Raw genomic sequence first — 24,452 nt, 5'->3', positions numbered from 1 at the left:
CCCAATTAACCTTTTACAGATCCAGCTAAAAGGCCTCTAATGAAATATTTACCTAATGCTATATATACTATTAAAGTAGGTAATGCAGCTATTAATGCTCCTGCCATTTGGATATTCCATTCTACTACCTGACTACCTGCAAGATTTACTAATGCTACAGTTATAGGCTGTTTTGCCGGATTATTTGTAACTGTTACAGCAAATAAAAATTCATTCCATATATTCGTAAATTGCCAGATTGCAACAACAACAAATCCAGGAATAGATATTGGTAATAATACTTTTGTATATACATCATATAAATTTGCTCCATCAATTGAAGCAGCTTCGATTAATTCATCTGGTATTTCTTCATAATAATTTTTAAACATTAAAGTAGTTATAGGAATACCATAAATCACATGAATAATGATCAATGCATGTATTGTTCCATATAATCCGATTTTCTGAAAGAATCGAATTAATGGAAATAAAACACTTTGATAAGGTATAAACATACCAAATAATATTAAAGCAAAAATCAGATTAGAATATTTAAATTTAAGTTTAGATAATGCAAAACCATTAATCGAACCTAAAACTGCAGAAATTATTGTAGCTGGTATAGTTAAATAAAAACTATTTTTCATATTTGGAGCTAATTTTTTATATGCTCCTATAAAACCCTCTAAAGAAAAATGTTTAGGAAAGTTCCACATAGTAGCTATAGATACTTCATTTAATGACTTAAAGCTGGTTATTAATGTGACATAAAAAGGAGTTATAAAAAATAATGAAATTATTATCAAAATAATATAAGAAATAATCAATTTTGTTTTTGTCATGAACTCACACCCCTTCTAAGGGACGAATATAAGTAAGGGATAATTATTACTGCAACCATTAATAACATAATAACAGATATTGCTGATCCCATCGCATATTTATTCGATCTAAATGTTAATTCAAACATATATATTGCTGGAACATCAGTAACATTATTTGGCCCACTTCCAGTCATTGCATATATTAAATCAAATATTTTTAAAGATACATGACCTAAGACAATCATTGCACTTAAAGTTATGGGCTTTAATAATGGCATTTTTATTTTCCAAAATATATACCTTTCATTTGCGCCATCTACTCTTGCAGCCTCTAATATCTCTTCGGGTATTGCTTTTAATCCAGCTAAATACATTGCCATAATATATCCTGACATTTGCCATACTGCAGCAATTATTACCGCTATTAGAGCTAAGTTAAAATGACCTATGCTTTCAGAACTTGTATACCACATCCACTGCAATTTTTCTAAACCTAGTTTTTTAAATAATAAGTTTAATCCTTGAGGATCATTTGGGAAATTACCAGGTGCAAATATCCAACTCCATACTGTACCTGTTACAACGAATGATATTGCCATTGGAAAAAGAAACAAATTTTGGAAGAACCTTGACCCTTTAATACCTTTATCTATTAAATTTGCCAAAAATAATCCTAATCCAACAGAACCTAAAATAAAAAACAATGTGAAGAAAAGAGTATTCCACAAATCAGTTTGAAATCTTGGATCCATAAATATTCTTTCATAATTTCTGAATCCAACGTATTTATAAACACCTCTTAATAAACTACTAAAACTATTCCAATTGGAAAATGAAGTTCGTATTGTCCAAAATATAAAATAATATACAAATATACCTATTAATATTAATGATGGTAGAATAATAATAAAACCCATTCTAGACTTATTTTTTTGAACACTCATATTTTTTCACCACCCTAATCTTATAAAACCCGGTTCTATGAACCGGGACAGACTGTTGACAGAATAAAATAAGAAAAAATAATATGAGCGAATCCTTGAAAATTCCCAAAAAAATGTGAATGGAACCGGTCAATTTTGCACGGATGCAAAATTGAGCAAAACCGAACAAGGATGTGAGTTTGAGCGACCGGTGGGAATGAACATTTTTGAGGAATATGAATTTTCACCGGATGAGCGAATATTATTTGAGTATTTTATTTTGTACTTTGTCTACAAACTGCCCGGTTCTATGAACCGGGGTTTATATTACTCAGTTAAATATCCCTGGTCTTCTGCTGCCCACATAATATCTCTTAAAGCATTTGATATATTCTTTTTAACAAGGAATCTATTTAATGTATCATTTAAAGAAGTTACAAATCCTTCTGGAGCTGCTGAGCCATGAATAATAGATGGAACTACTGCAACTGTAGCAAAGTCATTCATTGACCATGTTAGATATACATCATATTTTGATTTATCTGCATCAATTCTTGCAGGAATTGAACCTTTTATTGGGTTAAAGATATCTTGAGCTTCTTTTGTTGCTATAAACTTTAGCCATTTCAAAGCATTTTCTCTATGTGGTGCATTTTTTGGTAATCCAAATGTGTCAGAAATAAACATAAATGCGTCTGATGTTCCAGGAACTGCAAACCAACCAAAATCTTCTCCTGGTTTCCAACCTAAGGTTTTAAAATATCCTTCTTCCCAGTCGCCCATTACGTTGAATAATGCTTTTCCTTCAAATACCAATCTTCCAGCATCTTGCCATGTTAAAGCTGAATGATCTCTATTGAAGTATGGTATTAATCTTTCTAATAATACTAAAGATAATTCCATTTCTGGTGAATTAAAAGATACTTTTCCATCAAATAATCCTTTGTAATCTTCAGGACCAAACATTGAAAGCATAATGTTTTCAAACAAATGGGTTAATGTCCATTTATTTTTATCACCTAAAGCAAGAGGAATATATCCTGCTTCTTGAGCTTTTTTCATTGCAGCAAAAAATTCTGCCCATGTTGTTGGTTCTTTTGTTAACCCTAATTTTTTAAATATTTTTTTGTTATAAAATACAACATTTCCTCTATGAACATTTACTGGTATTGAATATACTTCACCTTGATAACTAACAATCTTCATAACATCTTTAGGGAATTTATCATATACACCCCATTCTTTTAAATAATTCGTTAATGGTTCCATTAAACCAGGAATAACATATGTATCTGTTAATTCCATACCTGCATGAACCTGGAATGAATCTGGTGGATTTCCTCCAAGCATCCTTGTCTTTAATACTGCTTTTGCATTAGTTCCTGCTCCACCTGCAACTGCAGCATTGATGATGTTAATATTGGGATAGTATTGATTAAATTTTGCGAATAAAGCTAGCAATCCTTCTTCTTCTCCTCCGCCGGTCCACCAACTAAAAATTTCCAGATCATTTGAAGCTGCAAAAACACTGGAAACTACTAACAAAATAGCAATTAACCCAAAAACAAACCTTTTCATACCTACACCTCCCGTTTTAGAATTATCCTCATGTTGTTTTTCTCTCTATTAATTTAACATCCAATATAATCTTAATCCTTTCATTTTCTTTATGATTTATCTTATCGAGCAGAATATAAAAAGCTTTGTATCCTAATTCAAATTTTGGTATTCTAATAGTCGTTAAATCTATAATAGAAGAATATATGATATCATCATATCCAACAACCATAATTTCTTCAGGTATATCCATTTTTTCTTCTCTTAAAGCCTTTATTGCACCATAAGCTAAAATATCATTAAAACAAAAGATAGAATCAAATTTTAATTTACTTTTTATTATTTCTAAAACTTTTTCATAAGCATCATTAACATCTTCATTTATATTAAATATCATTTTATTATTAACTCTAATTTTTGCTTCATTTAATGCCTTTTTATACCCAAGTAATCTGGATTGTGAAACAAAATTATGATTTTTAACATTTAAAAAAACAATATCTTTTTTTCCTTTTTCAATAAGATGTTTTGTTGCTAAATACCCACCTTTTAAATCGTCCGCATAGATTTCATCAGCATCCATATCTTCAAAATGATCCCCTATAATAACATATGGAATATTTAAATTCATAATTTTATTAAATTTATTATTTCCTTTCCTAACAGGACTAATTAAAATCCCATCCACTCTTTTTTCTGCCATAATATTTAGCGCTTTTTTTTCAAGCTCATAATCTTTTTCAATATCCATTAAAATTAAACTATAATTATTTTCTTTCGTAGCTTTTTCAATTCCTTTTAAAACCTCTACAAAAAAAGGATTAGTAATATCTTTAAACAAAACACCTATTGTTTTTGTTTTTCTATTTCTTAATGAACTAGCAGTAATATTTTTTACATAACCAAGTTCTTCTGCTATTTTTAATATTTTTTCTTTAGTTTTATAATTTATGTCAGGTTTATCATTTAAAGCTCTTGAAACAGTATTTATGGAAACATTTGCTGCTTTTGCAATATCTTTTATAGTTATATATCTTTTGCGCATCTTTACCATCACCTTATACAAAAATTTTTATCGATAACGTTATCGGTAACGTTACCGATTATATTAAAACACATTTGATAATAAATACAAAATTTAGTAAATCATTATTTAATATTATTAATATAAATTATTAATGATTAAGCCTGGTTAGATAAAAAAATTGTAATTTGAAAGTTTTTTTGTTTTAATATTTATGATATAATGATATTAATCAAATATTATTTGTATTGTAATTTATTGATTTTTTATTGAGGTGATTGGTATGAAAAAATTTTTTCTTATTTTTTAATAGTATTGGTTATGTTTTCATTTATTTCGGGAAGAGATTTAAAAGAAATTTTGGATTCTGGATATTTAATAATTGGAATAAGGAATATTCCATCAGAAACTATATATTTACCTGATAGCGTTGGGAGACCAGGTTTTTGTTATGAATTAGCAAAAATTTATGCTGATTATTTAAATGTAGAATTAAAAATTCATATTGTTGATTCATTTGTTGATTATTGGACCAAAAATGGGGAAATTGTGCTTAAAAAAGAACACGCAGAAACACCAGATATTTATGGCAAAGTGGATGTTGTAGCGGATATAATTACAGTTACACCAGAAAGGAAAAAGATTGTAAATATGATTCCATTTATTGAAAATGCGGAAATCTTATATGCAAGAAAAGATATAGAAGCTCAAGATTTTAATGATTTAAAAGGTAAGAAAATTATAACAGGAGAAGCATTTAATTTTTATTATTCTTTAATAAAAAATTAAGGAGAAAAATATAAAGTATGTCATTAATAAAATAAAAGTTGTCGGTGAAAAAATAATTTTTTTGGAGAAATATGTTCCTCCAAAAAGTGATGAAATAGAAATTTTATTATTGCCTAAAAATGAGGAATATATTAGAAATAGTTTTTTTTATCAAGTAATTTTGGGGAATGCTGATATAAGTACGTTAGATTCCTTTTCATTTTTTGCCAAAATATTAAAAACATATACATTTAGAGAGTTTCTAAAGCCTCTTTTTATGTTAAGTAAAAAGGTTGGATATTTATCCTTTTGTACATCTTATGAAACGCCTGAGTTGAATAAATCTTTGAAAGAATTTATTTTAGAGTTTAAAACAACTGAAAAATTTGACTATATGATAAGAAAGTATTTAGGTGTAAACTACGAAGAATATCTTAAATTGTTAGGGAAGGAAAAATAGTATGAAGCTGAAGCATAAAATCTTTAAATACATGATAATAACTAACATTATTATTATTTTAACTTCTTTAGTTTTATCTTTTTATTTTCGAATTGATCAGATAATGAAGTATGAATCTGAAAAATTAGTTTTATTGACTAAAAATTTTGAAAATAAATTAAATGATGTTTTTTCTGAAGTAAATAATTATATATTAGAAATTTCTTCCAGTAATGATGTGATTTTTATATTTGATAAGAACTCATTAATTTCGAATTTTTCTAAAAAAGCTTTAAAAAGAGAGTTTGATACTAAAATAAAAGGAAAAAGTTATATTGATGGTATATATATTACAGACGAAAATAATAATAAATTTTTATATAGTGGTAAATCTTATTCTTTTCCTATAAGTGATGGAATAGATTTTCAAATTTTAAATAATAATTTTTATATAATTTTTAACAAAAGGATTGATTCTAAAAAAGAGAGATATTTAACTTTTCTTGTAAATTTGAATAAGATTTATGAAGAATATACTAAAAGTTTGCGTTTTAATACAACATATAAATTATTAGCAAGCTTCAATAATGAGTTAGTATTAATAGAAAATGAGAACTTAATACAAAAAATAAATGACGATTATTTAAAAAATTTTTTTATAAGTAATGACTATAATAATCACATAGATTTTGAAGGATTAAGACTTCAAATTTTAAAATCATATGATGTGATTTTTTCGACTATACGTAGAATAATATTGATTTATTTTATCGCTATTATAGTAGCTGTAGTAATATCCTGGTTAATCTCTAAATATTTAGCTGCTCAAACAACAACTTCTATAAACGAAATTACCAAAATTATTGAAAACTCAAAATCTGGACATTTTGAATTAATACAAATTAAAGATTCTTATGAAGAAGAAATAAAAACTCTCTCTCAAAAATTCAATGATATGGTAAAGGAATTAAATAAATACATTCATGATATGGAAAAAATAGTAGCTGCTCGAACAGAAAAAATTAACGAGCAAAATAAGGAACTGGAAAAATTAAATAATAAATTAAAAGAAATATCCATAACAGATGGTTTAACGGATTGTATAATAGAAGATATTTTAATGAGAAATTTTTAGAAGATTTTAAATTTGCATATAGAGAAAAATTATATGTAAATTTTGCTCTTATTGACATAGATCATTTTAAAAGAATAAATGATAAATATGGTCATATTGCAGGAGATTATTGTTTGGAAGAATTAAGCAAAATTTTTAGAAAGCATTTTCATAGGGTAACCGATAAAATATACAGATACGGTGGTGAAGAATTTGTTATTTATTACCTTTCTAAAAAAACGGAAAAATTTAAAGAGAAATTAGAGGAGTTAAGAAAAGACGTGGAAGAGACAGAAATTTTCTATGAAAATAAGATAGTCAAGTTTACTATAAGTATTGGAGCTATAAGTAAAATACCAGAAGATATAGATTATATTAAATTTATAAAAATTGCAGATAATAACTTATATAAAGCAAAAGAAACAGGAAGAAATAAAGTAGTTATAAATAAAAAAGAAACTTCCTGAAAATTCGGAAGTTTCTTTTTATTGTTTATAACCACTTTTTTCCTTTAAACCATAAATATGTCATTATCATAATAACTATAGAAGATATAATAATATTAACATATATTAAAGGATTTTGTTGGAACGGAAGTTTTACATTCATTCCGTAAAAACTTGTTAATATTGTAGGCACCTGAAGCAAAATAGTAACAACTGTTAATATTTTCATGACAATATTTAAATTATTTGAGATAACAGAAGCATAAGCATCCATCATACCCGATAAAATATTGCTATATATATTTGTAACTTCAATTGCCTGCCTATTTTCAATCAGAGTGTCTTCTAATAATTCTTCATCGTCTTCATAAAGTTCCAATACTTTTCCTTTTAAAAGTTTTTCCATCATGATTTCATTTGATCTTAATGATGTAGTGAAGTACACTAAACTTTTCTCAAGATACATTAATGTTTCAAGTTCATTGTTTTTCATAGATTTGTGCAATTCTTCCTCTACTAAATCAATAGTTTTATTAATTTCTTTTAGATAATCGAGGAATAACTTAGCATTTTTAAAGAAAATTTGAAATATCATTTTACTTTTTTTATGTGGATTTAATAAACTTGTTTCTATCATTTTTTCTATAAAGTCAATTTCCTGTTTCATAGATAATAGTATATAATTTTTTCCAATAATAATTCCCAACGAAACTGTTTTATAAGGAATTTTTTCATCTTCTTCATTTCTCATTGGAACCTTTAAAATTAATAAAGTGGTATCTTCATCAATTTCTATACGTGCTCTTTCGTCTTCATCTAAAGAATCATTTATAAAATCTGGATCAAAATTTAATAAACTTGAGAGCATATGAATTTCATCTGCTGATGGGTTTACTACCTTTATAAGTGCATCTTGAGAAAAGCTTTTTGCCTCCACTAATTTGTGTTCTATTCTGCTATAAAATTTTACCATATTATCTCCTCCTTTTTATATGAAATGCTATGGCGGTCTAGACAACGGATCTTCGCTACAACTAAAATAATCCATAAATTTCACCTCTCTTTAAATATGGTTCTATGTAATTATATCATAATATGTAAGCTTTTTTCATAATTATAATTATTTTAACCATGTTTTTTAACAAATGCTTTTGCTCTTATATAATTAATAAGATACGAAATTAAAAATATAGAAAATAATGTAACAACAATTGAAGGTCCGGGTGGAATGTTGATAAAATAAGCTATAATAATACCAAAAAATCCAGCAAAAACTCCTGAAATGCTTGAAATGAGAATCATTTGATTTAATGATTTTGCAAACAATTTCCCAATAACTCCAGGTGTGATAAGTAATGAAGTAACCAAAATAATTCCGATGATTTTTACAGATGTAACCACAACAATAGATACTATTATTAAAAAAATAAAATTAATTAAGTTAGTAGGAACACCAAAGTTTTTTGCCATTTTTGAATTATATGCGTAATATTTAAGCTCTTTATTGAAAAGTATTATAAACGATAATATTATCAATGCTACTAAACTCAAAATTTTCACATCTTCAATATTAACCATTAATATATCTCCAAATAAATAACTGGATAGCTCAGGAGTATATCCGGGTTTTAAATAAAGAAAAATAACTCCTAATGCCATGGAAAAAGATAATAACATACCGATGACGCTATTTTCATTTACCTTTTCTTTTTTACTGATAAAATAAATAGATATTCCAAACAATATTGCGGTAATAATGCTTATAAAATCCACATTTAAATCAAATAAAATGGCTAAAGCAATACCGCCAAATGCAGTATGTGCAGCACCTTCCCCTATAAATTCCATCTTTTTTAATACAATATAATTAGAAAGTAATGAAGCACTAAAACTTGCCAAAATCGATGCTAATATGGCATATATCATAAAATCATATGAAAACAATTCAATCATTTTTGCTCACCACTTTCAATGGTTTGTTTATATGAACAAGAAGTTCTAATTCTTCTGAATATATTTTTTTCAAGTCCTCTGCAGTCATATCAACAGCATTTTTATGGCAATGAAGTGTTTTATTTAAACACATAACAGTATTTGCTTTTTTCACAACCATTGATATATCATGACTTACCAGGATTATAGTCATACCTTTTTTACTTAATTCCTCCAATATATTATATATTTTTATCTGCGCTTTGCTATCCACCCCTGCTTCTGGTTCATCAAGAATTAAAATATCTGGATCACTTACCAATGCTCTTGCAAGACTTAATCTTTGGTACTCGCCACCAGAAAGTTTCCCAACATTTCTATTATACAAATAATCAATCCCTAACATTTTCATTGTGCTTTTAACTTTGTTATAATGCTTTTTTTTATATTTTTTGAATAAACCAACATCTTTATACATCCCCATTAAAACAACTTCAAAAGCTCTTATTGGAAATGATTTATCAAACTCATCCTTTTGAGGAACATATCCTATTTTTCCATTTATTTCAATTTCTCCACTGTAATTTTCTATTTCGCCGATTAATATTTTTATCAATGTAGATTTGCCGGCTCCATTTGGACCTATAATTCCCACAAAATCATTTTTATATATATCAAAATTGATAAATTTTAATATATCATTATCTTCCACTTTATAATTTAAATCTTTTACAGAAATCATCTTTTCACGCATTCTTATCGCCTTCTTTCTGGCATTCACTACAAATACCTTCAAAATAAAGTATATGATCTGTTATTTTAAAATGCATATTGTTTTCTATATAATCTCTGTATTGTTTTTCAAAACAAAGATTGAGACTTTCAAATTTTTTACATCTAATACAATAAATAAAATGTGAGTGACCTTTGGGTTTATAATAGTATGTAATTTTGTCTGAGAAAACAATGGATTTGAGGATATTTTCCTTTTCAAAAAAGTTTAAATTTCTGTATATTGTTGATAAGTCATATTCTCTATTTAAAAGATTATAGATTTCTTCAGCATTTAAAGGATAATCAATTTCATCATATAGTTTTAATATATCTCTTCTGGTTTTCGTTAATTTCATAATATCACCTTGTTGAATTCAAGATACTAAAGAAATTCATTAAATACATTTCATCAATTGTTTTATAATTGCTACCTAATGGATCTAATTCACCTAAATTTATTTTTAATGTTTTTGCTAATTTAGCAGCTAATTTTTGATTTAGTTGTGGTTCGGAAAATAAGGCCTTTACTTTGTTTTCTTTTGCTAAATCCGATAATCTTTTCATTTCTGATATTAAAGGTTCAACACCTGGAGAACTTTCTATTACTCCTGCAATATTTATGTTATATCTTTTAGCAAAGTAAGGGAATGAATTATGAAATGTAATTATACTTCCTTTAATTTCTCGTGATTTCAATAATAAGTAAGCATCTAAAAATTTTAACTTTTCAATTAAAATCTCGGCATTTGATTCATATACATCTTTTTTTTCTGGGTTTATTTTAATCAATTCTTTTACTATTCCCGGAATTACATAATTATATATTAAATAAGGGTTTAACCAGATATGCGGGTTATAATTTCCATGTTCATGATCTTTATCATCATCCTTTAAAGATTTTATTAATTCCTCCTCAGGTATAAGGTCAGATGCATAAAGGAAAGATATATTTTTATTTTTTAGATTATTTATAATTTTGCTTATAAAAACTTCGGAATTTAATCCGTTAAAAACAACAAAATCGCTTTTATAGATTTTTATTAAATCTTTTGAAGAAACAGAATATGTATGAGGGCTTTTTCCTGCAGGAACAATAACATTTATAGTATCATTCTTATCTACAATATCTTTTAAGATTAAATAATATGGATGAATAGAAACAGAGATATTTATAGAATATCCTAAAATTCCAATAATTAATAGTAATAATACTAAAAGTTTTTTCATAATACCACCACCTCCAAACACTATTATATTTATAAATACAAATGATTTGCAAATGCAAATCATTTGCAATTATAAAATATTTATATTAATTTAGGGTGAATAAAATAAAAAAGGAGCCTTAAGACTCCTTTTCATATTGTTTTATGTTACCTTTATTTATTTCATTATACCTTTCCTGTACAGTCTTTTTGAAAATTGGATGTTTCCAATCTGGTGAGATGTCATTAAGGGAACAATAACAAAATCTCTTTCAAACATATATTTATGGGTATATGCAATTCTTCTTTTTCTAAAACAATATCGCCATAATATAAAATATCAAGATCTATTTCGCGTGGCCCCATTTAAACCTATACTTTCTTTTTAATTCTTTTTCAATATCTTTGCATACTTTTAAGAGTTCTTCTGGTTCCAAATTCGTATCAATTAAAACACAGGCATTTAGAAAAGTATCCTGTTTAGTATATCCCCATGGTTCTGTTTCGTATATATTGGAAACTTTTATTATTTCAACATGTTTAGATAATAAATTTATTGCATTATTAATATTATTCAATCTATCGCCAACATTTGATCCTAAGGCTATTGCACTTAATATTTTTTATACCCCCTTAATGCTTCTATCATTTTTACTGTTCTGAAGTTTTCTTTTACATCATGAACTCTTATAATTTCTACACCTTTTAAAGCGTAATATGATGTTAAAGCTAATGTTCCTTCTAATCTATCTTTTGTATCTGGCAGGTTCAAAACATTACCTATTGTACTTTTTCTTGAATGGCCCATTAATATAGGATATCCTAATACTCTAAATTCTTCTATATTATAACTTAAATTCAAATTATCCTGAACTCTTTTTCCAAAACCAAACCCGGGATCGATAATTATTTGTTCAACTCCATGCTTGTGAGCATATTCAATTCTTTCTTCAAAATATTCCAATAATTCACTTATACAATTTTCATAATACGGATTTTTTTGCATATTTTTTGGTGTTCCTTTTATATGCATAATAACAACTGGTAATTTTGATTCTGCAACAACATAAACCATATTTTTGTCAAATTGCATTCCAGAGATATCGTTTATTATATCAACACCATTTTCAATTGCCTGTTTAGCAACCTCAGATTTATAAGTATCAATACTTAAAACAACATCAGGAAATTCTTCTCTCAAAGCTTTTATAACAGGTATAACCCTTTCAATCTCTTCTTTTAATTCTACACTTTCAGAACCTGGTCTTGTGGATTCAGCTCCAATATCAAGGATTTCTGCTCCTTCTTCAATCATTTTTTTGCATTTTCTATAGCCTGATCAACACTTTTGATCCTGCTTGGTGCATGAAAGGAATCAGGGGTTACGTTTAAAATTCCCATTATTTTTGATTCTTCACCTAAAGTGATTTTTCTGTTTTTATTAATCTTATATTCCCATTTCCTGATTTTTATATTTTTAAATATTTTTTCTAAAGATTCTCTAACCTTAGGAATATCCCAATAATTCATAGACATTAATTTTTTATTAATAAATCATATTGTTTTTTGGTTCCTATTAATAATATATTTGTTTTATCTACTTTATGATTAATAGCATATTTGTGAATGGCAACATCTCCACCACGGGATAGCATTTCCTGTTTAATAATATTTGCACTGGTAACATCTATATCTTCAATTAAAATATAATAATGATTCATTTTTGATTGAAATATAGGTAAACTTGCAGGATCAACATTTATCTCATTTTTTAAATCAATATCTTCTAACATTCTCAATCTTACCATGCCTTTCCCTCTCTTTCAGAAAAAGCATTGTGATTATGAATGCTTTCATAACTAATAACTTTTATTTTATAACCATCAATTCTTTTATCTTTTTCTAAAAACAAACTCAAATCTCTAACAACATCTTCTACAAAATGTGGATTATCATACATATGTTCAGTTACATATTTCTCGTCTTCTCTTTTTAACAGTGAAAAAACCATACCACTTGATGATTTTTCTACATATTTTGCAATTTCTGTGATTTTTACATCTTCATTTAATTTAAGCCCAATTTCAACTAATGCTCTTTGATTATGAGCACCATAATTAGAGATAGCCTTTGAACATGGGCAAAGAGTAATAATAGGAATAGCTAAATATAATCTCATTTCTTCATCTATAATTTCATAAGTAATATCACATTTGGTATAGCTTTTCAACTTTGTTATAGGTGCTTTTCTTAAGGAAAAATAAGGAAAAGACACTTTTATATATGATTTTTTTGCTTCTAAAGCTTTTTTAAGCTCTTTACTCATTTCCAATAATTTTGCTTCTGATAGGTTGTTGTGATATTTATTTAATACCTCAACAAATCTGCTCATATGGGTGCCTCTCACATTTTCATCTAAATCCACAAGCATTGTGAAATTGCCTATAGTATGATTTCCATCAAATATTATTGGATATTCCAGATCGGAAATCCCAACACCGTGAATATATATACCTCTGCTATCCAATTCAGATTGAACATCTTTCAATTCATTCACCCCTATAATACACTACATTATTTTCTGTTTCATATAATGCAATTTCATATAATTTACAGTTTTCTCTTTTTACTTTATCTTCTAATTTTTCCCATATCCAAATGGCTATATTTTCTGCAGTAGGCTGTTCAATAATATTATTAATATATGAATGATCTAAAATATTTAAGACTTCTTCTTTTACAATCTTTTTTAATTCAAGAAAATCGATAACCATCCCTTCTTCATCAGGTGTTCCTTCAACAGTAACCTCAAGTCTATAATTATGGCCATGTAAAGCTTCACATTTACCATAATATCTCACTAGATTATGTGCTGCAGCGAAGTTAAAGATCCTTTTAACTAACATATAGCACCTCTTTCATATAATTTTCAAAGCTATTATATCACAATAGCACAATATCTCTTTTTCAATTATATTTCAAAAATTAGAACATTAATTATCCAGATTAAAAATCTATATATCGATACTGATAATTTTTCCATTAGTTTTTATATAATCAACAAACTCATCAAATAAAGCATATTTAGTTACAGTTTTAATATCACCAATTACTATTAACTTTCTTTTTGCTCTTGTTATTGCTACATTTAATCGCCTTTCATCTGTTAAAAATCCAATTAACCCATCTTCATTACTTCTTGTCAAAGAAAAAATAATTACATCTTTTTCCTTTCCCTGAAAACCATCTACAGTACTAATAGTGCCTTCAATTTGTTCTTTCAGGAACTTTACCTGATCTTTATATGGTGAAATAATACCAAAATCGATATTTTCTTCTAATAAAATTTTTGAGATTTCAATTACAATTTTTGCCTCCAATGGATTATATTTTGATGATGAACCCTCTTTTATTACCTCAAATCTTTCAGGAATTAAAGAAGTATCGACAAATACTATTGGAATTTCATTTAATATTTCGTTATATGGATATTCAATATTTTTTGTGTTTATTTTTAAAGTTCTATTTTTAACGCTTTTATCGCTTTTTAAAATACCTCTATAAAATTTTTTATTTGAAAATTGCATTATTTTATCATTCATTCTATATTGAATAGTTAACATTGAAGAATTTTCTGGATATTTATTAATTAATTTTTCAAATAATGTTTTAGACAGAATTTTTTCTGCTTTAGGATTTAATATTGTTGGTGGTAATTGCTTATGATCTCCTCCCATAATAATTTTTTCTCCATGAACAATGGGATATAACATGAAGGTTCAGTAGCTTGAGAACCTTCATCTATAACTACAGTATCAAATCTTATGTTTTCCAATTCTTCAATACCAGCAGAACTATTGGTGCTAATAACAACATCGCTTTCTTTTATTATTTTTAATATTAAATTATTCTCCATTTCTCTGGCTTTATCAAATAAAGTTTGAACTTCTTTATTTAATTTAATCCAGTTATACATGGATCTCATGTCTCTGGGAAAATACCTCTTGTGCCACGCTCTTTTAAAGCGTATTTTTCTATTTGTTCATCGGTTAAACCACGCCTGAATTGGGGAGTTGGTTTTATATATTTATCTCTTTCCTCCGATAGTTTAATCGCTTTATCTCGTAATTCATCAATTTTTTTATAATCAGGATGATTTTCAACAATATAATACAAAGAGTGCTGTATTAAATTTTCATCTATTCTTGTTGGGTGTCCCAATCGACATACCTTTATATTTTCATATTTTATAAGATTTGAGAGTAGATTATCTGTAGCCGTATTTGAATCTGCAGTTGCTAAAACTTTTTTCCAATCTTTACTTCCTGTAATATCACTTCTGTTAATGTTCTTGTTTTTCCAGTACCAGGAGGACCATGAATTAAAAAGACATCATCACTTCCAACTGCTTTTGAAACAGCTTCTTTTTGTGAAGCATTAAGATCTTTATCAAAAAAAGATAATGTAACTTTTTTGGGGATCTTGGGTTTTTTATTGCCTAAAATAATAGATTTTAATATATTGAGTTTTCCTTCGCCATAATGTAATTTTAATATTGATTTTTGCATCCGTTTAAAGGTAACTTCATTTAAATATAAGTCTATTCTTACCTTTTTAGATCTTTGAACCCAGATGGGTGGTTTATTTGAAAAGGCAACAATGATATATTTATTTCCAACTTCAGTAACAGAACCAATTAAATCACTTCTTAAAGGATTTCCTTTGCTAATTAAAACAACATCACCAACACTAATATCGGTTTTGAAAGATTCTTTTCTTCCGAATTTTATTAAATATAATCCTCCATTTCCCTGCCAATATATTTACCATTTAAGTTATTTATGGCATGACCAATTTTTTCTCTATCTTTTCCATATTGCTTTATTTCACTTATCATAGCTTTTATTTCTGCTTCTTTTTCTAATTCTATAGCTTCATACAAACTTTCTAAAAAATTCATATACATCACCCCAAATCCATTATTTCATACGATAAATTTCATTCCTTTTTTATTTTACAGTAATTTTAGTATATAATCAAATTGTTAATAGAAAATTAGGATAAAAGAAAGGAGATTTTATATGATTTCACAATATCCAGAAAAATCCTGGTCTTTTTCAAAAGATAAATTGTTAAACAGGTGTCCAAGAGCATATTTCTATTCAAAATTTTTAATGTGGGGTGGCTGGGAATTAGATGCACCAGAACGGAAAAGAAAAGCTTATAGGCTAACAAAATTAACAACAATTGAACAATATTTAGGAACTTTAATACATGGATATATTGCTAATAATATAACTGCTTTAAAATCGGAGGATATAAAAACAGCTCTTGAGTATGTTGGAAAAGAATTTAATAGAGCCGTAATAGCATCATATAAGTTAAGAGAAGAATGGGAAAGAAACCCAAAGAATTATATAATGTTTTATTCTGTGTATTATAAAAACAGAAATTTATTTGAAGGAAATCTTGGAATGGAAATAAAAAGAAAGGCAAAAACCTTACTTCAAAATTATTATAATTCTAAAACGTTGAAAGATATACAAGATGGAATAAGAATAATAGAAATAGATAGGGAAAATAATTTCACCTCTTTTTTTGTTGATAATTATAAAATTTATTCAATAGTTGATTTTATGTATGAAAAAAATGGAAATATATATATTGTGGATTGGAAAACTGGAAAAAGATCAGTAGATGATGAATTTCAGTTAAAACTTTATGCACTTTATGCATATAAAAATTATAATATCGACTTAAATAATGTTTATTTAATTAATGAATATTTGTATGAAGGGGATTTTGAAGAAAGAAAATATTCAAAAGATGAATTACTTGAGGTAGAAAATTATATAAAAGAAAGAATAGAAATAATGGAACATTATTTAAAGGATAAGGAAAAAAATATTCCACAGGATGAAATGTTTTTTCCTGCAAGACCATCAAAGTATAATTGTAAATGGTGTAATTTCAAGGAAATTTGTCCTGAATATAAAGAAAATTTTATATTGAAAAATTAAAAAACAACCTTTATCAAAAGGTTGTTTCAGACTATCGACAAAATAAAATAAGAAAAATAATATGAGCGAATCCTTGAAAATTCCCGAAAAAATGTGAATGGAGCTGGTCAATTTTGCACGGATGCAAAATTGAGCGAAACCGAACAAGGATGTGAGTTTGAGCGACCGGTGGGAATGAACATTTTTGAGGAATAAGAATTTTCACCGAATGAGCGAATATTATTTAAGTATTTTATTTTGTACTTTGTCTACAAACTGACAACCTTTATCAAAAGGTTGTTTTTTAATATAAAGAGATAATGATAAATATTTTGTTGTAAATAGATTTAATTAGTTTTAAATTAATGTAATTAAATTTTGGATAAAATGTTAAATATGTTATTCTTATTTCAGAAAACGTTTTCGAAAACGTTTTCTGAAAAGGAGTGAGATTATGAAAAAAACAGGAATTTTTAATTCTGAAATTTCTGCAATAGTTGCATCTATGGGGCATATGGACAAAATTGCTATTGTTGATATGGGGTTTCCTATTCCAGAAAATAATAAAAAAATAGATTTAGTAGTGGATAAAAATATTCCAACATTTAATGATGTTTCAAAAACAGTATTAAAAGAGTTATATATAGAGAAAATTATTATTGCGGAAGAATCCAGTGAAGAATTCATCGATTTAATAAAAAAAATATGTGAAAATATTGAATATGTTTCTCATGAAGAGTTGAAAAAACTTTCAAAAGAAAGCAAAGCTATAATCAGAACAGGTGAAATAAAACCATATTACAATGCAATTTTTATTTCAGGAGTGATATTTTAATGCTTTTAAAACTGGAAAATATAACTAAAAAATTTCCTGGAGTGTTGGCATTAGATCATGTGAATTTTGAACTTAATAATGGAGAAGTACATGCTTTGCTTGGAGAAAATGGAGCAGGAAAAAGTACTTTAATTAAAATTATTGGTGGAGTTCATAAAGCTGATGAAGGAAAGATATATTATGAAGGAAAAATAGTTTCTTTTTCTAATCCGTCTGAAGCAATAAATAACGGAATAGCTACAATACATCAGGAATTAAATTTATTTGAAGAATTAACAGTAGCAGAAAATATATATATAGGAAATATAAAAAAAGCTTTTATTAATAAAAAACAAATGATAAAAGAAGCCCAAAATCTATTATCAAAAAATGAATTTAATATAAAGGCTGAAAGTTTAGTAAAAGAATTAAATATTTCGGAAAAACAGCTGGTAGCGATTGCGAAAGCATTATCATTAAAGTCAAAAATAATTATTATGGATGAACCGACAGCTTCGATAACTGAACATGAAACACAAACTCTTTTTAAGATTGTAAAAGAGCTAAAAAATAAAGGAATAGGTATAATATTTATTTCTCACAGGATGGAAGAAGTATTTGATATAGCTGATAAAGTAACTGTTTTGAGAGATGGGAAATATATTGGAAGCGGTTATGTAAAAGATTTTGATCAGAATGAATTGATTAATATGATGGTTGGAAGAAAAATAGATGATATGTTTCCAAAATACAATTCTATAGAAAATGAAACAATATTTTCTATAGAAAATTTAAAAATAGGAAAAATGGTGAAAAATGTATCTTTTGAAGTAAAAAAAGGAGAGATATTTGGAATAGCTGGATTAGTTGGGTCTGGTAAATCTGAAATTCCTTTGGGAATTTATGGTTATATGCCTGCAAAATGGGATAGAATGATTATAGAAAATGAAGAAATAAAAAAAATAAGAAGACCTAATGAAGCATTAAATTATGGGATAGCATTAGTTCCAGAAGATAGAAAAAGTATGGGGCTAATATTAGAGTTAGATATTATGAAAAATATTATTATTCAAAATACGGATTTAATAGAAAAAGCAGGTGTATTATTCTGGTCTAAAGCAAAAAAAATTGCTAAAGCTGAAATAAAAAAATATTCAATCAAAGCAACTTCAATTAATCAAAAGGCAGAAAATCTTTCTGGTGGAAATCAACAAAAAGTTGTAATCTCAAAAGTTTTGAAAAAAAATCCTAAAGTAGTTTTTTTAGTTGAACCCACAAGGGGTATAGATGTTGGAGCAAAAGTTGAAGTTTATAATATTATAAATAGATTAGCAAATGATGGAAATGGCATAGTATTTATATCTTCAGAATTACCAGAAATTGTTAGTTTATGTGATAGAGTATTGGTTATGCATAGAGGTAAGAATATGGGAATTTTAGAAGGTGAGAAAATAACTCAAGAAAATATTCTAAAATTGGCTACTGGAGTTGATATATGATGGATAAAAATAAAATATTAAAAAAGATGAAAGAATATCCGGCAGTCGTTGGTTTTATAGGTATTTCAATATTTTTTGCTATTTTGAGTGATCGTTTTTTTACCTTGTCTAATATCATAAATGTTTTTCGACAGGTTTCTATACAGGCTATAATGGCATTTGGTATGACTATGGTTATAATTTCAGGTGGTATTGATTTATCAGTTGGCTCTACTTTTGCTTTATCAGCTGTTATTATGGCTTCTGTATTAAAAGGTGGTTCTGTTTTTCTGGGTATTTTGGTTGCTCTTGTAGTTGGGGCATTAATGGGTTTTGCTAATGGTTTTATTATAGCTAAGGGAAGAATTCAACCATTTATAGTTACTTTAGCTACAATGGCTATTGGGAGGAGTTTAACATTAGTATATACTCAGGGAATGCCAATTACTGGATTGCCATCATCATTTAGAGTTATTGGGAGAGGAAATTTGCTAGGAATTCCTTATCCAATAATTATAATGTTAGGAACGTTTATTTTAATATGGTTTATATTATCTAATACAAAATTAGGATTATATACTTATGCGATTGGTGGAAATGAAACAGCGGCAAAACTTAGTGGGGTTAAAGTCATAAAATATAAAATTATTATTTATATAATAAGTGGCGTTTTATCGGCATTAAGTGCTATGCTTTTGACAGCAAGGCTTAATAGCGCTCAACCAACTTTTGGTAGTGGATATGAATTAGATGCAATAGCAGCTGTTGTTTTAGGTGGAGCAAGTTTATCTGGTGGAAGAGGAAGTGTTATAGGAACTATTTTTGGTGCTTTAATTATGGGAGTTATTAATAATGGTTTGAATTTATTAAACGTATCTCCCTTTTACCAGCAAGCTGTGAAAGGAGCAGTTATCCTTATAGCAGTATTGCTGGAAAGGGAAGACTAATAGGGGGTGTATTTATGAAAAAAGTAGTATTGTTTGTTGTGTTTATTATGATTTTATCATTATCTGCATTTAGTATTAAAATTGGACTCTCTCTTTCGACGTTAAACAACCCGTTTTTTGTTGAATTAAGAAATGGAGCCTTGCAGGAAGCAATTAATGAAGGAGTAGACATTGTCGTTGTTGATGCACAGGATAAGCCATATAAGCAATTAAATGATATTGAAGACTTGATTCAACAAAAGGTAGATTTTATTATCATTAATCCTACAGACAGTGATGCAATTGTTACAGCTGTTGAAGAAGCAAATGATGCAGGAATTCCAGTTATTACAGTGGATAGAGCTGCAAATGGTGGAAAAGTAATTTTGCATATTGCTTCTGACAATGTAGCTGGTGGAGCAATGGCTGCAAAGTATATTGCTCAATTATTAAATGGAAAAGGAAATGTAGTAGAATTAGTTGGAATACCAGGTACATCAGCCGCAAGAGACAGAGGTAAAGGGTTTGAAACAGAATTAAAAAAGTATCCTGGTCTTAAATTAATAGCAAAACAAACAGCTAATTTTAATAGGGCAGAAGGATTATCGGTTATGGAAAATCTTTTACAAGCATATCCAGATATCGATGCAGTGTTTGCACAAAATGACGAAATGGCTTTAGGCGCAATAGAAGCAATAAAATCTGAAGGAAAATTAGGTAAAATAGTGGTTGTTGGATTTGATGCAATCCCTGATGCATTAAATGCAGTAAAAAATGGAGAAATGGCAGCAACAGTGGCTCAACAACCATCTTTAATGGGTGAATTAGCAGTTAAGAAAGCAGTAGAATATTTAGAAACGCATACAATTTATATACCAGTAGACTTGAAACTTGTGGTAAAATAATAAATAATGGGGTAATTCCCCCATTTTTATTGGAGGAGAAAAGTTATGAATAGAATAAGTATTAAAGATGTTGCTAAAGAAGCAGGTGTTTCTATATCGACAGTTTCAAGGGTTATTAATAATAGTGCTTATGTTAAAGAAGAGTTAAGGATAAGAGTAGAGAAAGCAATAAAGAAATTAAACTATAATCCAAGTACTATAGCTCAAAGTTTAAGAAGAGGTAAGACAAAAACAATAGGATTTGTAATTCCAGACATCACAAATCCTTTTTTTCCGAATATTGTGAAAGGTGTTGAAGATTATTTAAAAAAAGAAGGGTATACATTATTATTAAGTAATTCGGATCAGGATTTAGATATGGAAACTAAGATAATAAATACATTTATCTCCAAACATATTGATGGTATTATTTTTACAGGTACAGGTTTGTATAATCCTGCATTGGAGAAATTAATAGAAAAGGGAATAAAGATAGTATTTCTCGATCGAATTTTAGAAGGAGTTAATGCTTCTTATGTAATATGTGATAATCAAATAGGAATTTATGAATTGTTAAGTTATTTATATAATAGAGGAAATAGAAGTTATTATTTTGTAAATGGAGGTAAAAATACATTTAGTGCTAAAATAAGATATGAAGCATTTGTAAAATTTATGAAAGAAAAAAACATAAAAAATTATAATCATCTATACAAAGAATTTTCATATGAAGCAGGTTATAGTTTTGGAAAAAAAATAAAAAAACTACCAGACGTTATTATAGGAGGTAACGATTTAATAGCTTATGGTATAATTGATTCTCTCCAGGAGAGAGGAATAAAAATACCAGAAAATGTTAGCGTAACAGGATTTGATGATATACTCTTTAGTAAACATTACAAACCATCATTAACAACAGTAAGACAACCGATTTATGAGATGGGATATAAAGCAGCAGAATTAATATTAAAAATAATAGATGGTAAACAAAAACAAATTAAAGGAATAGTGTTAAAACCACAATTGATAATTAGAAATTCGACAAAATAAGAAACTAATAATTTATATGGAATCAGTAAATGATTCCAATAAATCTTTACGTAATTCCTTTGCTTTATGGAGAAATATAAAGTTTTGTGTGTCACTTTCACATAAAATTAAAAATCTTATAATTCCTTCTTTTGAACCTTCAAACATAGCTTCCTGAAACGTCATTAAAGGAACAGTTGATAATTTAAATTCTTTTCTTATTGCTGTAATAGGGTTAAATGCTGTAATATCAGGAGTAACAGAACATAATATAGCAATTATGTTTTTTATGTTGTTATTTTCAATGATTTTGTTATATAATTCTATAGAGCGTTCTATTATATGATCTTTTTCATTTTTTTCTATGGAAGTTGCTCCTCTGATTCCTATCATGGCTCACCTCAAAAATTTGTTTTTTTATATTATATCACAGGAGGAAAGAATGATGAAATTTGCTATTGTAATAAACACTTATGTAAGAATAAATGAAAAACTGGTGGATTATTTTGATCATCCAACATTATTAGAAAAATTTGAAGAACAAAATACGCTATATAAAACAATTGAAAGTATAAATAATTTAAATATTGATTCAGAAGATGAATTAAGTATATATGTTTTTTCAATTGCAGCACATGAAGATACATCAAGAGATGATGAAATTAGAGAAAAGACAAAAAATATTTTAAAGAATTTAAAGTTTAAATATTATATATATACAAATACAGATATTCAAAAATATAAAAGAAAATATAACTCAGAATTTTTTTCAACAAAAGGTTATTCAGAAATAAGAAATCAGGGATTTTTATTTCCTATTATGAATAAAGAAGATATTATAATTCAAATTGATGATGATGAATTATTAAGAGAAAATTATTTAATCAAAGCAAAGGAGATATTAATTAATAATCCTGATAAATATTTAATAACCGCACCTTATGAAAAGAATGGAACAATTAGGATTTTAGGAGAAGATGTTCTTAACTCATGGAGAAAAACCAAATCCATGGATGATGATATTGTAAGATTATCTCAGGATAACTCATTAAAAGAATGTATTTTTGGTTTTGGAGGGAATATGATAATTAAAAGAGAATATGCTGAAAAGATGTATTATCCTCTTAATATACCAAGAGGAGAGGATTTTGCATTGTTATTAGCTTCGAGATTAATATATGAAAATGGTAATGAATACGCAGGAATTACGCCGAAAAACAATATGTTTAAAACCTATTATTCTCCAGAAAAAGAAATTACCATTATTCATGAACCCCCATATGTACCAAGTGAAGATTTTCTATTTTATGTGGAAAAAAATTTAAAAAGATTTATTTTAGAATGGTTAATGATAAAAGGTCAAAATATATTTACCTTTAAAGATTTAAAGAAATACTCATTGTATTTGTATGAAATGATAGGATATGAAAATTTTAGAATAAAGATAAAAGAGATTTTGAATGAATTAAAAAATAAATATTCAAATGTGGATAGGTTGGAAAAAGAAATTTTTGATTATTTTGATAAACATTCAAAAATAAATAGGTTTGAAGATTATAAAAAGAAACAAAAGGAGTATATTGAACTAGTTAAATCTCTATAAGATATTTCCAATATCTTATTGGCATATATTGTCGTTGTAATTTTTCATTTTTCCTTTCTGAAATAGAGGCGCTTTTAAAATATGTTTTCCATAAACTTTGAAAGGCTTTTTCTTCATAAGATAGATTTTCCTCTTTTAAATAGAAATTATTATCAAAATCTTTGATTTGAATTAACTCAATTTTTTTATCATAAGCAAGAATTAAATTACGTTTTATATCGTGAATTATCCATCTTTTATCAGGATATCTATTTATAAAGTGTTTTGGAAGAAGTGAAATTATATTATGATCAGGTTCAAAAGGAGCATACCATATACCATTTGATAATTTTCTAAATCTTAATAAACCAAGAAATTTGTGCTTTTCATTTATTACCTTAGTAATAGCATTTTTTAGTCTAATGATATAATTTTTTTCTATATGTAATTCTGCATTTCTTTTGATTTTTAGGGAAAGATTAAAATATTTTATAATATCAACTTCTATATTTTCAAATTCTGATAAATAGGCAAGATACATGTTTTTTAAAACAATCTTATCGAGTTTGTTTGTTATAAAGTCACTAACAACAGTGGCTTTCTTATAATCGGTTTTTACGGTATCTATTACATTAAAAATACTGGGATTATGTTGTCTAAAAATAATATCAGGTATTTTCTTTTCATTGTATGCGTTGAAAATAATCGTTAGTAATCCAGAAAAAGTACCATCATATAAGATAATTTTCATT

General features: G+C 27.0%; 33 protein-coding genes. 11 read left to right on the top strand and 22 right to left on the bottom strand.

From position 1 onward, the window contains the following. Nucleotides 1-5 precede the first annotated feature (5 nt). The 4 genes from DJ007_RS01600 to DJ007_RS01585 form a co-directional block, all read right to left on the bottom strand. Nucleotides 6-824 (bottom strand): carbohydrate ABC transporter permease, encoded by an 819-nt coding sequence (locus tag DJ007_RS01600; RefSeq protein WP_129408032.1) that lies wholly within the window; start codon nucleotides 822-824, stop codon nucleotides 6-8. Next, nucleotides 821-1,750 carry a carbohydrate ABC transporter permease gene (locus tag DJ007_RS01595; protein WP_129408031.1) on the bottom strand — a complete coding sequence of 310 codons (930 nt, stop codon included), beginning with the start codon at nucleotides 1,748-1,750 and terminating at the stop codon, nucleotides 821-823. The genes DJ007_RS01600 and DJ007_RS01595 overlap by 4 nt, the downstream gene beginning before the upstream one ends. 306 nt (nucleotides 1,751-2,056) lie before the next feature. Next, entirely contained in the window at nucleotides 2,057-3,307 is a 1,251-nt protein-coding gene (locus tag DJ007_RS01590) for an ABC transporter substrate-binding protein (RefSeq protein WP_129408030.1), read from the bottom strand. Nucleotides 3,308-3,335: 28 nt separating this feature from the next. After that, nucleotides 3,336-4,331, bottom strand: a complete 996-nt coding sequence (locus tag DJ007_RS01585) for a LacI family DNA-binding transcriptional regulator (protein ID WP_129408029.1) — start codon at nucleotides 4,329-4,331, stop codon at nucleotides 3,336-3,338. Nucleotides 4,332-4,631: 300 nt separating this feature from the next. On the opposite strand from DJ007_RS01585, the gene DJ007_RS01580 reads away from it, so the two are divergent. The 4 genes from DJ007_RS01580 (at nucleotide 4,632) to DJ007_RS01565 (ending at nucleotide 7,098) form a co-directional block, all read left to right on the top strand. After that, a complete protein-coding gene (locus tag DJ007_RS01580; protein WP_129408028.1) occupies nucleotides 4,632-5,099 on the top strand; it encodes a transglycosylase SLT domain-containing protein in 468 nt (155 codons plus the stop codon). A gap of 61 nt (nucleotides 5,100-5,160) precedes the next feature. Beyond that, a complete protein-coding gene (locus DJ007_RS01575; protein WP_129408027.1) occupies nucleotides 5,161-5,538 on the top strand; it encodes a hypothetical protein in 378 nt (125 codons plus the stop codon). Between the two features lie 31 nt (nucleotides 5,539-5,569). After that, nucleotides 5,570-6,652 (top strand): sensor histidine kinase, encoded by a 1,083-nt coding sequence (locus DJ007_RS01570; RefSeq protein WP_129408026.1) that lies wholly within the window; start codon nucleotides 5,570-5,572, stop codon nucleotides 6,650-6,652. Beyond that, nucleotides 6,616-7,098 carry a GGDEF domain-containing protein gene (locus DJ007_RS01565; RefSeq protein WP_165973940.1) on the top strand — a complete coding sequence of 161 codons (483 nt, stop codon included), beginning with the start codon at nucleotides 6,616-6,618 and terminating at the stop codon, nucleotides 7,096-7,098. The genes DJ007_RS01570 and DJ007_RS01565 overlap by 37 nt, the downstream gene beginning before the upstream one ends. A 25-nt stretch (nucleotides 7,099-7,123) precedes the next feature. Here the strand turns inward: DJ007_RS01565 and DJ007_RS01560 are convergent, their stop codons facing one another. From DJ007_RS01560 to DJ007_RS15205, 16 genes are all read right to left on the bottom strand, one after another. Beyond that, nucleotides 7,124-8,050, bottom strand: a complete 927-nt coding sequence (locus DJ007_RS01560; protein WP_129408024.1) for a magnesium transporter CorA family protein — start codon at nucleotides 8,048-8,050, stop codon at nucleotides 7,124-7,126. Nucleotides 8,051-8,202: 152 nt separating this feature from the next. Continuing rightward, on the bottom strand, nucleotides 8,203-9,030 hold the full coding sequence (locus tag DJ007_RS01555) for a metal ABC transporter permease (protein ID WP_129408023.1): 828 nt from the start codon (nucleotides 9,028-9,030) through the stop codon (nucleotides 8,203-8,205). Next, nucleotides 9,023-9,790 (bottom strand): metal ABC transporter ATP-binding protein, encoded by a 768-nt coding sequence (locus DJ007_RS01550; protein ID WP_240739156.1) that lies wholly within the window; start codon nucleotides 9,788-9,790, stop codon nucleotides 9,023-9,025. The genes DJ007_RS01555 and DJ007_RS01550 overlap by 8 nt, the downstream gene beginning before the upstream one ends. Then, nucleotides 9,756-10,139 (bottom strand): Fur family transcriptional regulator, encoded by a 384-nt coding sequence (locus DJ007_RS01545; protein WP_129408022.1) that lies wholly within the window; start codon nucleotides 10,137-10,139, stop codon nucleotides 9,756-9,758. Before DJ007_RS01545 ends, DJ007_RS01550 begins: the two co-directional genes overlap by 35 nt. Before the next feature lie 4 nt (nucleotides 10,140-10,143). Then, nucleotides 10,144-11,010: a metal ABC transporter substrate-binding protein gene (locus DJ007_RS01540; RefSeq protein WP_165973939.1), complete on the bottom strand. Its 867-nt coding sequence runs from the start codon at nucleotides 11,008-11,010 to the stop codon at nucleotides 10,144-10,146. Between the two features lie 325 nt (nucleotides 11,011-11,335). Then, the gene (gene folK, locus DJ007_RS01535) at nucleotides 11,336-11,596 is read right to left on the bottom strand and encodes a 2-amino-4-hydroxy-6-hydroxymethyldihydropteridine diphosphokinase (protein WP_276318627.1); all 261 of its coding nucleotides are present in this window, start codon (nucleotides 11,594-11,596) and stop codon (nucleotides 11,336-11,338) included. Nucleotides 11,597-11,601: 5 nt separating this feature from the next. Further along, nucleotides 11,602-12,303 (bottom strand): dihydropteroate synthase, encoded by a 702-nt coding sequence (folP, locus tag DJ007_RS01530; RefSeq protein WP_206076011.1) that lies wholly within the window; start codon nucleotides 12,301-12,303, stop codon nucleotides 11,602-11,604. Continuing rightward, the gene (locus DJ007_RS15230; protein WP_206076010.1) at nucleotides 12,300-12,524 is read right to left on the bottom strand and encodes a hypothetical protein; all 225 of its coding nucleotides are present in this window, start codon (nucleotides 12,522-12,524) and stop codon (nucleotides 12,300-12,302) included. Before DJ007_RS15230 ends, folP begins: the two co-directional genes overlap by 4 nt. Next, nucleotides 12,524-12,796 (bottom strand): hypothetical protein, encoded by a 273-nt coding sequence (locus tag DJ007_RS01525; RefSeq protein WP_129408019.1) that lies wholly within the window; start codon nucleotides 12,794-12,796, stop codon nucleotides 12,524-12,526. The genes DJ007_RS15230 and DJ007_RS01525 overlap by 1 nt, the downstream gene beginning before the upstream one ends. Beyond that, on the bottom strand, nucleotides 12,790-13,536 hold the full coding sequence (folE2, locus tag DJ007_RS01520) for a GTP cyclohydrolase FolE2 (protein WP_129408018.1): 747 nt from the start codon (nucleotides 13,534-13,536) through the stop codon (nucleotides 12,790-12,792). The genes DJ007_RS01525 and folE2 overlap by 7 nt, the downstream gene beginning before the upstream one ends. A 1-nt stretch (nucleotide 13,537) precedes the next feature. After that, complete coding sequence (queD, locus tag DJ007_RS01515) at nucleotides 13,538-13,894, bottom strand: 6-carboxytetrahydropterin synthase QueD (RefSeq protein ID WP_129408017.1); 357 nt, start codon at nucleotides 13,892-13,894, stop codon at nucleotides 13,538-13,540. 108 nt (nucleotides 13,895-14,002) lie between these two features. Then, nucleotides 14,003-14,725, bottom strand: coding sequence for an AAA domain-containing protein (locus tag DJ007_RS15225; RefSeq protein ID WP_206076009.1), 723 nt, complete (start codon nucleotides 14,723-14,725; stop codon nucleotides 14,003-14,005). After that, nucleotides 14,686-14,964 (bottom strand): AAA domain-containing protein, encoded by a 279-nt coding sequence (locus tag DJ007_RS18660; RefSeq protein ID WP_206076008.1) that lies wholly within the window; start codon nucleotides 14,962-14,964, stop codon nucleotides 14,686-14,688. The genes DJ007_RS15225 and DJ007_RS18660 overlap by 40 nt, the downstream gene beginning before the upstream one ends. Before the next feature lie 5 nt (nucleotides 14,965-14,969). Further along, nucleotides 14,970-15,320, bottom strand: a complete 351-nt coding sequence (locus DJ007_RS19810; protein ID WP_368359323.1) for an AAA domain-containing protein — start codon at nucleotides 15,318-15,320, stop codon at nucleotides 14,970-14,972. Continuing rightward, nucleotides 15,287-15,556 carry an AAA domain-containing protein gene (locus DJ007_RS19805; RefSeq protein ID WP_206076007.1) on the bottom strand — a complete coding sequence of 90 codons (270 nt, stop codon included), beginning with the start codon at nucleotides 15,554-15,556 and terminating at the stop codon, nucleotides 15,287-15,289. Before DJ007_RS19805 ends, DJ007_RS19810 begins: the two co-directional genes overlap by 34 nt. A gap of 221 nt (nucleotides 15,557-15,777) precedes the next feature. Next, nucleotides 15,778-15,948, bottom strand: coding sequence for a hypothetical protein (locus tag DJ007_RS15205; protein ID WP_206076006.1), 171 nt, complete (start codon nucleotides 15,946-15,948; stop codon nucleotides 15,778-15,780). Between the two features lie 121 nt (nucleotides 15,949-16,069). On the opposite strand from DJ007_RS15205, the gene DJ007_RS01505 reads away from it, so the two are divergent. The 6 genes from DJ007_RS01505 to DJ007_RS01480 all read left to right on the top strand — a co-directional run bounded on the left by DJ007_RS01505 (nucleotide 16,070) and on the right by DJ007_RS01480 (nucleotide 22,139). Beyond that, nucleotides 16,070-17,008 carry a PD-(D/E)XK nuclease family protein gene (locus DJ007_RS01505; protein WP_129408016.1) on the top strand — a complete coding sequence of 313 codons (939 nt, stop codon included), beginning with the start codon at nucleotides 16,070-16,072 and terminating at the stop codon, nucleotides 17,006-17,008. Between the two features lie 433 nt (nucleotides 17,009-17,441). Then, nucleotides 17,442-17,822 (top strand): D-ribose pyranase, encoded by a 381-nt coding sequence (rbsD, locus tag DJ007_RS01500; RefSeq protein WP_129408015.1) that lies wholly within the window; start codon nucleotides 17,442-17,444, stop codon nucleotides 17,820-17,822. After that, nucleotides 17,822-19,300, top strand: coding sequence for a sugar ABC transporter ATP-binding protein (locus tag DJ007_RS01495; RefSeq protein WP_129408014.1), 1,479 nt, complete (start codon nucleotides 17,822-17,824; stop codon nucleotides 19,298-19,300). The genes rbsD and DJ007_RS01495 overlap by 1 nt, the downstream gene beginning before the upstream one ends. Continuing rightward, nucleotides 19,300-20,226, top strand: coding sequence for an ABC transporter permease (locus DJ007_RS01490; protein WP_129408248.1), 927 nt, complete (start codon nucleotides 19,300-19,302; stop codon nucleotides 20,224-20,226). Before DJ007_RS01495 ends, DJ007_RS01490 begins: the two co-directional genes overlap by 1 nt. Nucleotides 20,227-20,240: 14 nt before the next feature. Next, entirely contained in the window at nucleotides 20,241-21,110 is an 870-nt protein-coding gene (locus DJ007_RS01485) for a D-ribose ABC transporter substrate-binding protein (protein ID WP_129408013.1), read from the top strand. Nucleotides 21,111-21,155: 45 nt separating this feature from the next. Then, nucleotides 21,156-22,139 (top strand): LacI family DNA-binding transcriptional regulator, encoded by a 984-nt coding sequence (locus DJ007_RS01480; RefSeq protein WP_129408012.1) that lies wholly within the window; start codon nucleotides 21,156-21,158, stop codon nucleotides 22,137-22,139. A 12-nt stretch (nucleotides 22,140-22,151) separates the two neighbouring features. Here DJ007_RS01480 and DJ007_RS01475 read toward each other — a convergent pair whose 3' ends face one another. Beyond that, on the bottom strand, nucleotides 22,152-22,511 hold the full coding sequence (locus DJ007_RS01475; protein ID WP_129408011.1) for a chorismate mutase: 360 nt from the start codon (nucleotides 22,509-22,511) through the stop codon (nucleotides 22,152-22,154). A gap of 49 nt (nucleotides 22,512-22,560) precedes the next feature. On the opposite strand from DJ007_RS01475, the gene DJ007_RS01470 reads away from it, so the two are divergent. Next, complete coding sequence (locus DJ007_RS01470; protein WP_129408010.1) at nucleotides 22,561-23,721, top strand: hypothetical protein; 1,161 nt, start codon at nucleotides 22,561-22,563, stop codon at nucleotides 23,719-23,721. Here the strand turns inward: DJ007_RS01470 and DJ007_RS01465 are convergent. After that, nucleotides 23,708-24,451: a TIGR03915 family putative DNA repair protein gene (locus DJ007_RS01465; RefSeq protein ID WP_129408009.1), complete on the bottom strand. Its 744-nt coding sequence runs from the start codon at nucleotides 24,449-24,451 to the stop codon at nucleotides 23,708-23,710. The two genes, DJ007_RS01470 and DJ007_RS01465, sit on opposite strands and share 14 nt — an antisense overlap. Nucleotide 24,452: the final 1 nt, after the last annotated feature.

The sequence above is a fragment of the Marinitoga lauensis genome (genome assembly GCF_004135675.1).
GTDB lineage: Bacteria > Thermotogota > Thermotogae > Petrotogales > Petrotogaceae > Marinitoga > Marinitoga lauensis.
The sequence above is the reverse complement of the archived record's forward strand: the minus strand, read 5'-3'. Positions and strand labels throughout refer to the sequence as shown.

What these genes read in the sequence shown, in the direction of transcription:
- DJ007_RS01600 (WP_129408032.1), bottom strand. Translation starts at nt 824, where the DNA reads ATGACAAAAACAAAATTGATTATTTCTTATATTATTTTGATAATAATT.
- DJ007_RS01595 (WP_129408031.1), bottom strand. Translation starts at nt 1,750, where the DNA reads ATGAGTGTTCAAAAAAATAAGTCTAGAATGGGTTTTATTATTATTCTA.
- DJ007_RS01590 (WP_129408030.1), bottom strand. Translation starts at nt 3,307, where the DNA reads ATGAAAAGGTTTGTTTTTGGGTTAATTGCTATTTTGTTAGTAGTTTCC.
- DJ007_RS01585 (WP_129408029.1), bottom strand. Translation starts at nt 4,331, where the DNA reads ATGCGCAAAAGATATATAACTATAAAAGATATTGCAAAAGCAGCAAAT.
- DJ007_RS01580 (WP_129408028.1), top strand. Translation starts at nt 4,632, where the DNA reads ATGTTTTCATTTATTTCGGGAAGAGATTTAAAAGAAATTTTGGATTCT.
- DJ007_RS01570 (WP_129408026.1), top strand. Translation starts at nt 5,570, where the DNA reads ATGATAATAACTAACATTATTATTATTTTAACTTCTTTAGTTTTATCT.
- DJ007_RS01560 (WP_129408024.1), bottom strand. Translation starts at nt 8,050, where the DNA reads ATGGTAAAATTTTATAGCAGAATAGAACACAAATTAGTGGAGGCAAAA.
- DJ007_RS01555 (WP_129408023.1), bottom strand. Translation starts at nt 9,030, where the DNA reads ATGATTGAATTGTTTTCATATGATTTTATGATATATGCCATATTAGCA.
- DJ007_RS01545 (WP_129408022.1), bottom strand. Translation starts at nt 10,139, where the DNA reads ATGAAATTAACGAAAACCAGAAGAGATATATTAAAACTATATGATGAA.
- DJ007_RS01540 (WP_165973939.1), bottom strand. Translation starts at nt 11,010, where the DNA reads ATGAAAAAACTTTTAGTATTATTACTATTAATTATTGGAATTTTAGGA.
- folP (WP_206076011.1), bottom strand. Translation starts at nt 12,303, where the DNA reads ATGATTGAAGAAGGAGCAGAAATCCTTGATATTGGAGCTGAATCCACA.
- DJ007_RS15230 (WP_206076010.1), bottom strand. Translation starts at nt 12,524, where the DNA reads ATGTCTATGAATTATTGGGATATTCCTAAGGTTAGAGAATCTTTAGAA.
- DJ007_RS01525 (WP_129408019.1), bottom strand. Translation starts at nt 12,796, where the DNA reads ATGGTAAGATTGAGAATGTTAGAAGATATTGATTTAAAAAATGAGATA.
- queD (WP_129408017.1), bottom strand. Translation starts at nt 13,894, where the DNA reads ATGTTAGTTAAAAGGATCTTTAACTTCGCTGCAGCACATAATCTAGTG.
- DJ007_RS15225 (WP_206076009.1), bottom strand. Translation starts at nt 14,725, where the DNA reads ATGGGAGGAGATCATAAGCAATTACCACCAACAATATTAAATCCTAAA.
- DJ007_RS18660 (WP_206076008.1), bottom strand. Translation starts at nt 14,964, where the DNA reads ATGTATAACTGGATTAAATTAAATAAAGAAGTTCAAACTTTATTTGAT.
- DJ007_RS19805 (WP_206076007.1), bottom strand. Translation starts at nt 15,556, where the DNA reads ATGCAAAAATCAATATTAAAATTACATTATGGCGAAGGAAAACTCAAT.
- DJ007_RS15205 (WP_206076006.1), bottom strand. Translation starts at nt 15,948, where the DNA reads ATGAATTTTTTAGAAAGTTTGTATGAAGCTATAGAATTAGAAAAAGAA.
- DJ007_RS01505 (WP_129408016.1), top strand. Translation starts at nt 16,070, where the DNA reads ATGATTTCACAATATCCAGAAAAATCCTGGTCTTTTTCAAAAGATAAA.
- rbsD (WP_129408015.1), top strand. Translation starts at nt 17,442, where the DNA reads ATGAAAAAAACAGGAATTTTTAATTCTGAAATTTCTGCAATAGTTGCA.
- DJ007_RS01495 (WP_129408014.1), top strand. Translation starts at nt 17,822, where the DNA reads ATGCTTTTAAAACTGGAAAATATAACTAAAAAATTTCCTGGAGTGTTG.
- DJ007_RS01490 (WP_129408248.1), top strand. Translation starts at nt 19,300, where the DNA reads ATGGATAAAAATAAAATATTAAAAAAGATGAAAGAATATCCGGCAGTC.
- DJ007_RS01485 (WP_129408013.1), top strand. Translation starts at nt 20,241, where the DNA reads ATGAAAAAAGTAGTATTGTTTGTTGTGTTTATTATGATTTTATCATTA.
- DJ007_RS01480 (WP_129408012.1), top strand. Translation starts at nt 21,156, where the DNA reads ATGAATAGAATAAGTATTAAAGATGTTGCTAAAGAAGCAGGTGTTTCT.
- DJ007_RS01475 (WP_129408011.1), bottom strand. Translation starts at nt 22,511, where the DNA reads ATGATAGGAATCAGAGGAGCAACTTCCATAGAAAAAAATGAAAAAGAT.
- DJ007_RS01470 (WP_129408010.1), top strand. Translation starts at nt 22,561, where the DNA reads ATGATGAAATTTGCTATTGTAATAAACACTTATGTAAGAATAAATGAA.
- DJ007_RS01465 (WP_129408009.1), bottom strand. Translation starts at nt 24,451, where the DNA reads ATGAAAATTATCTTATATGATGGTACTTTTTCTGGATTACTAACGATT.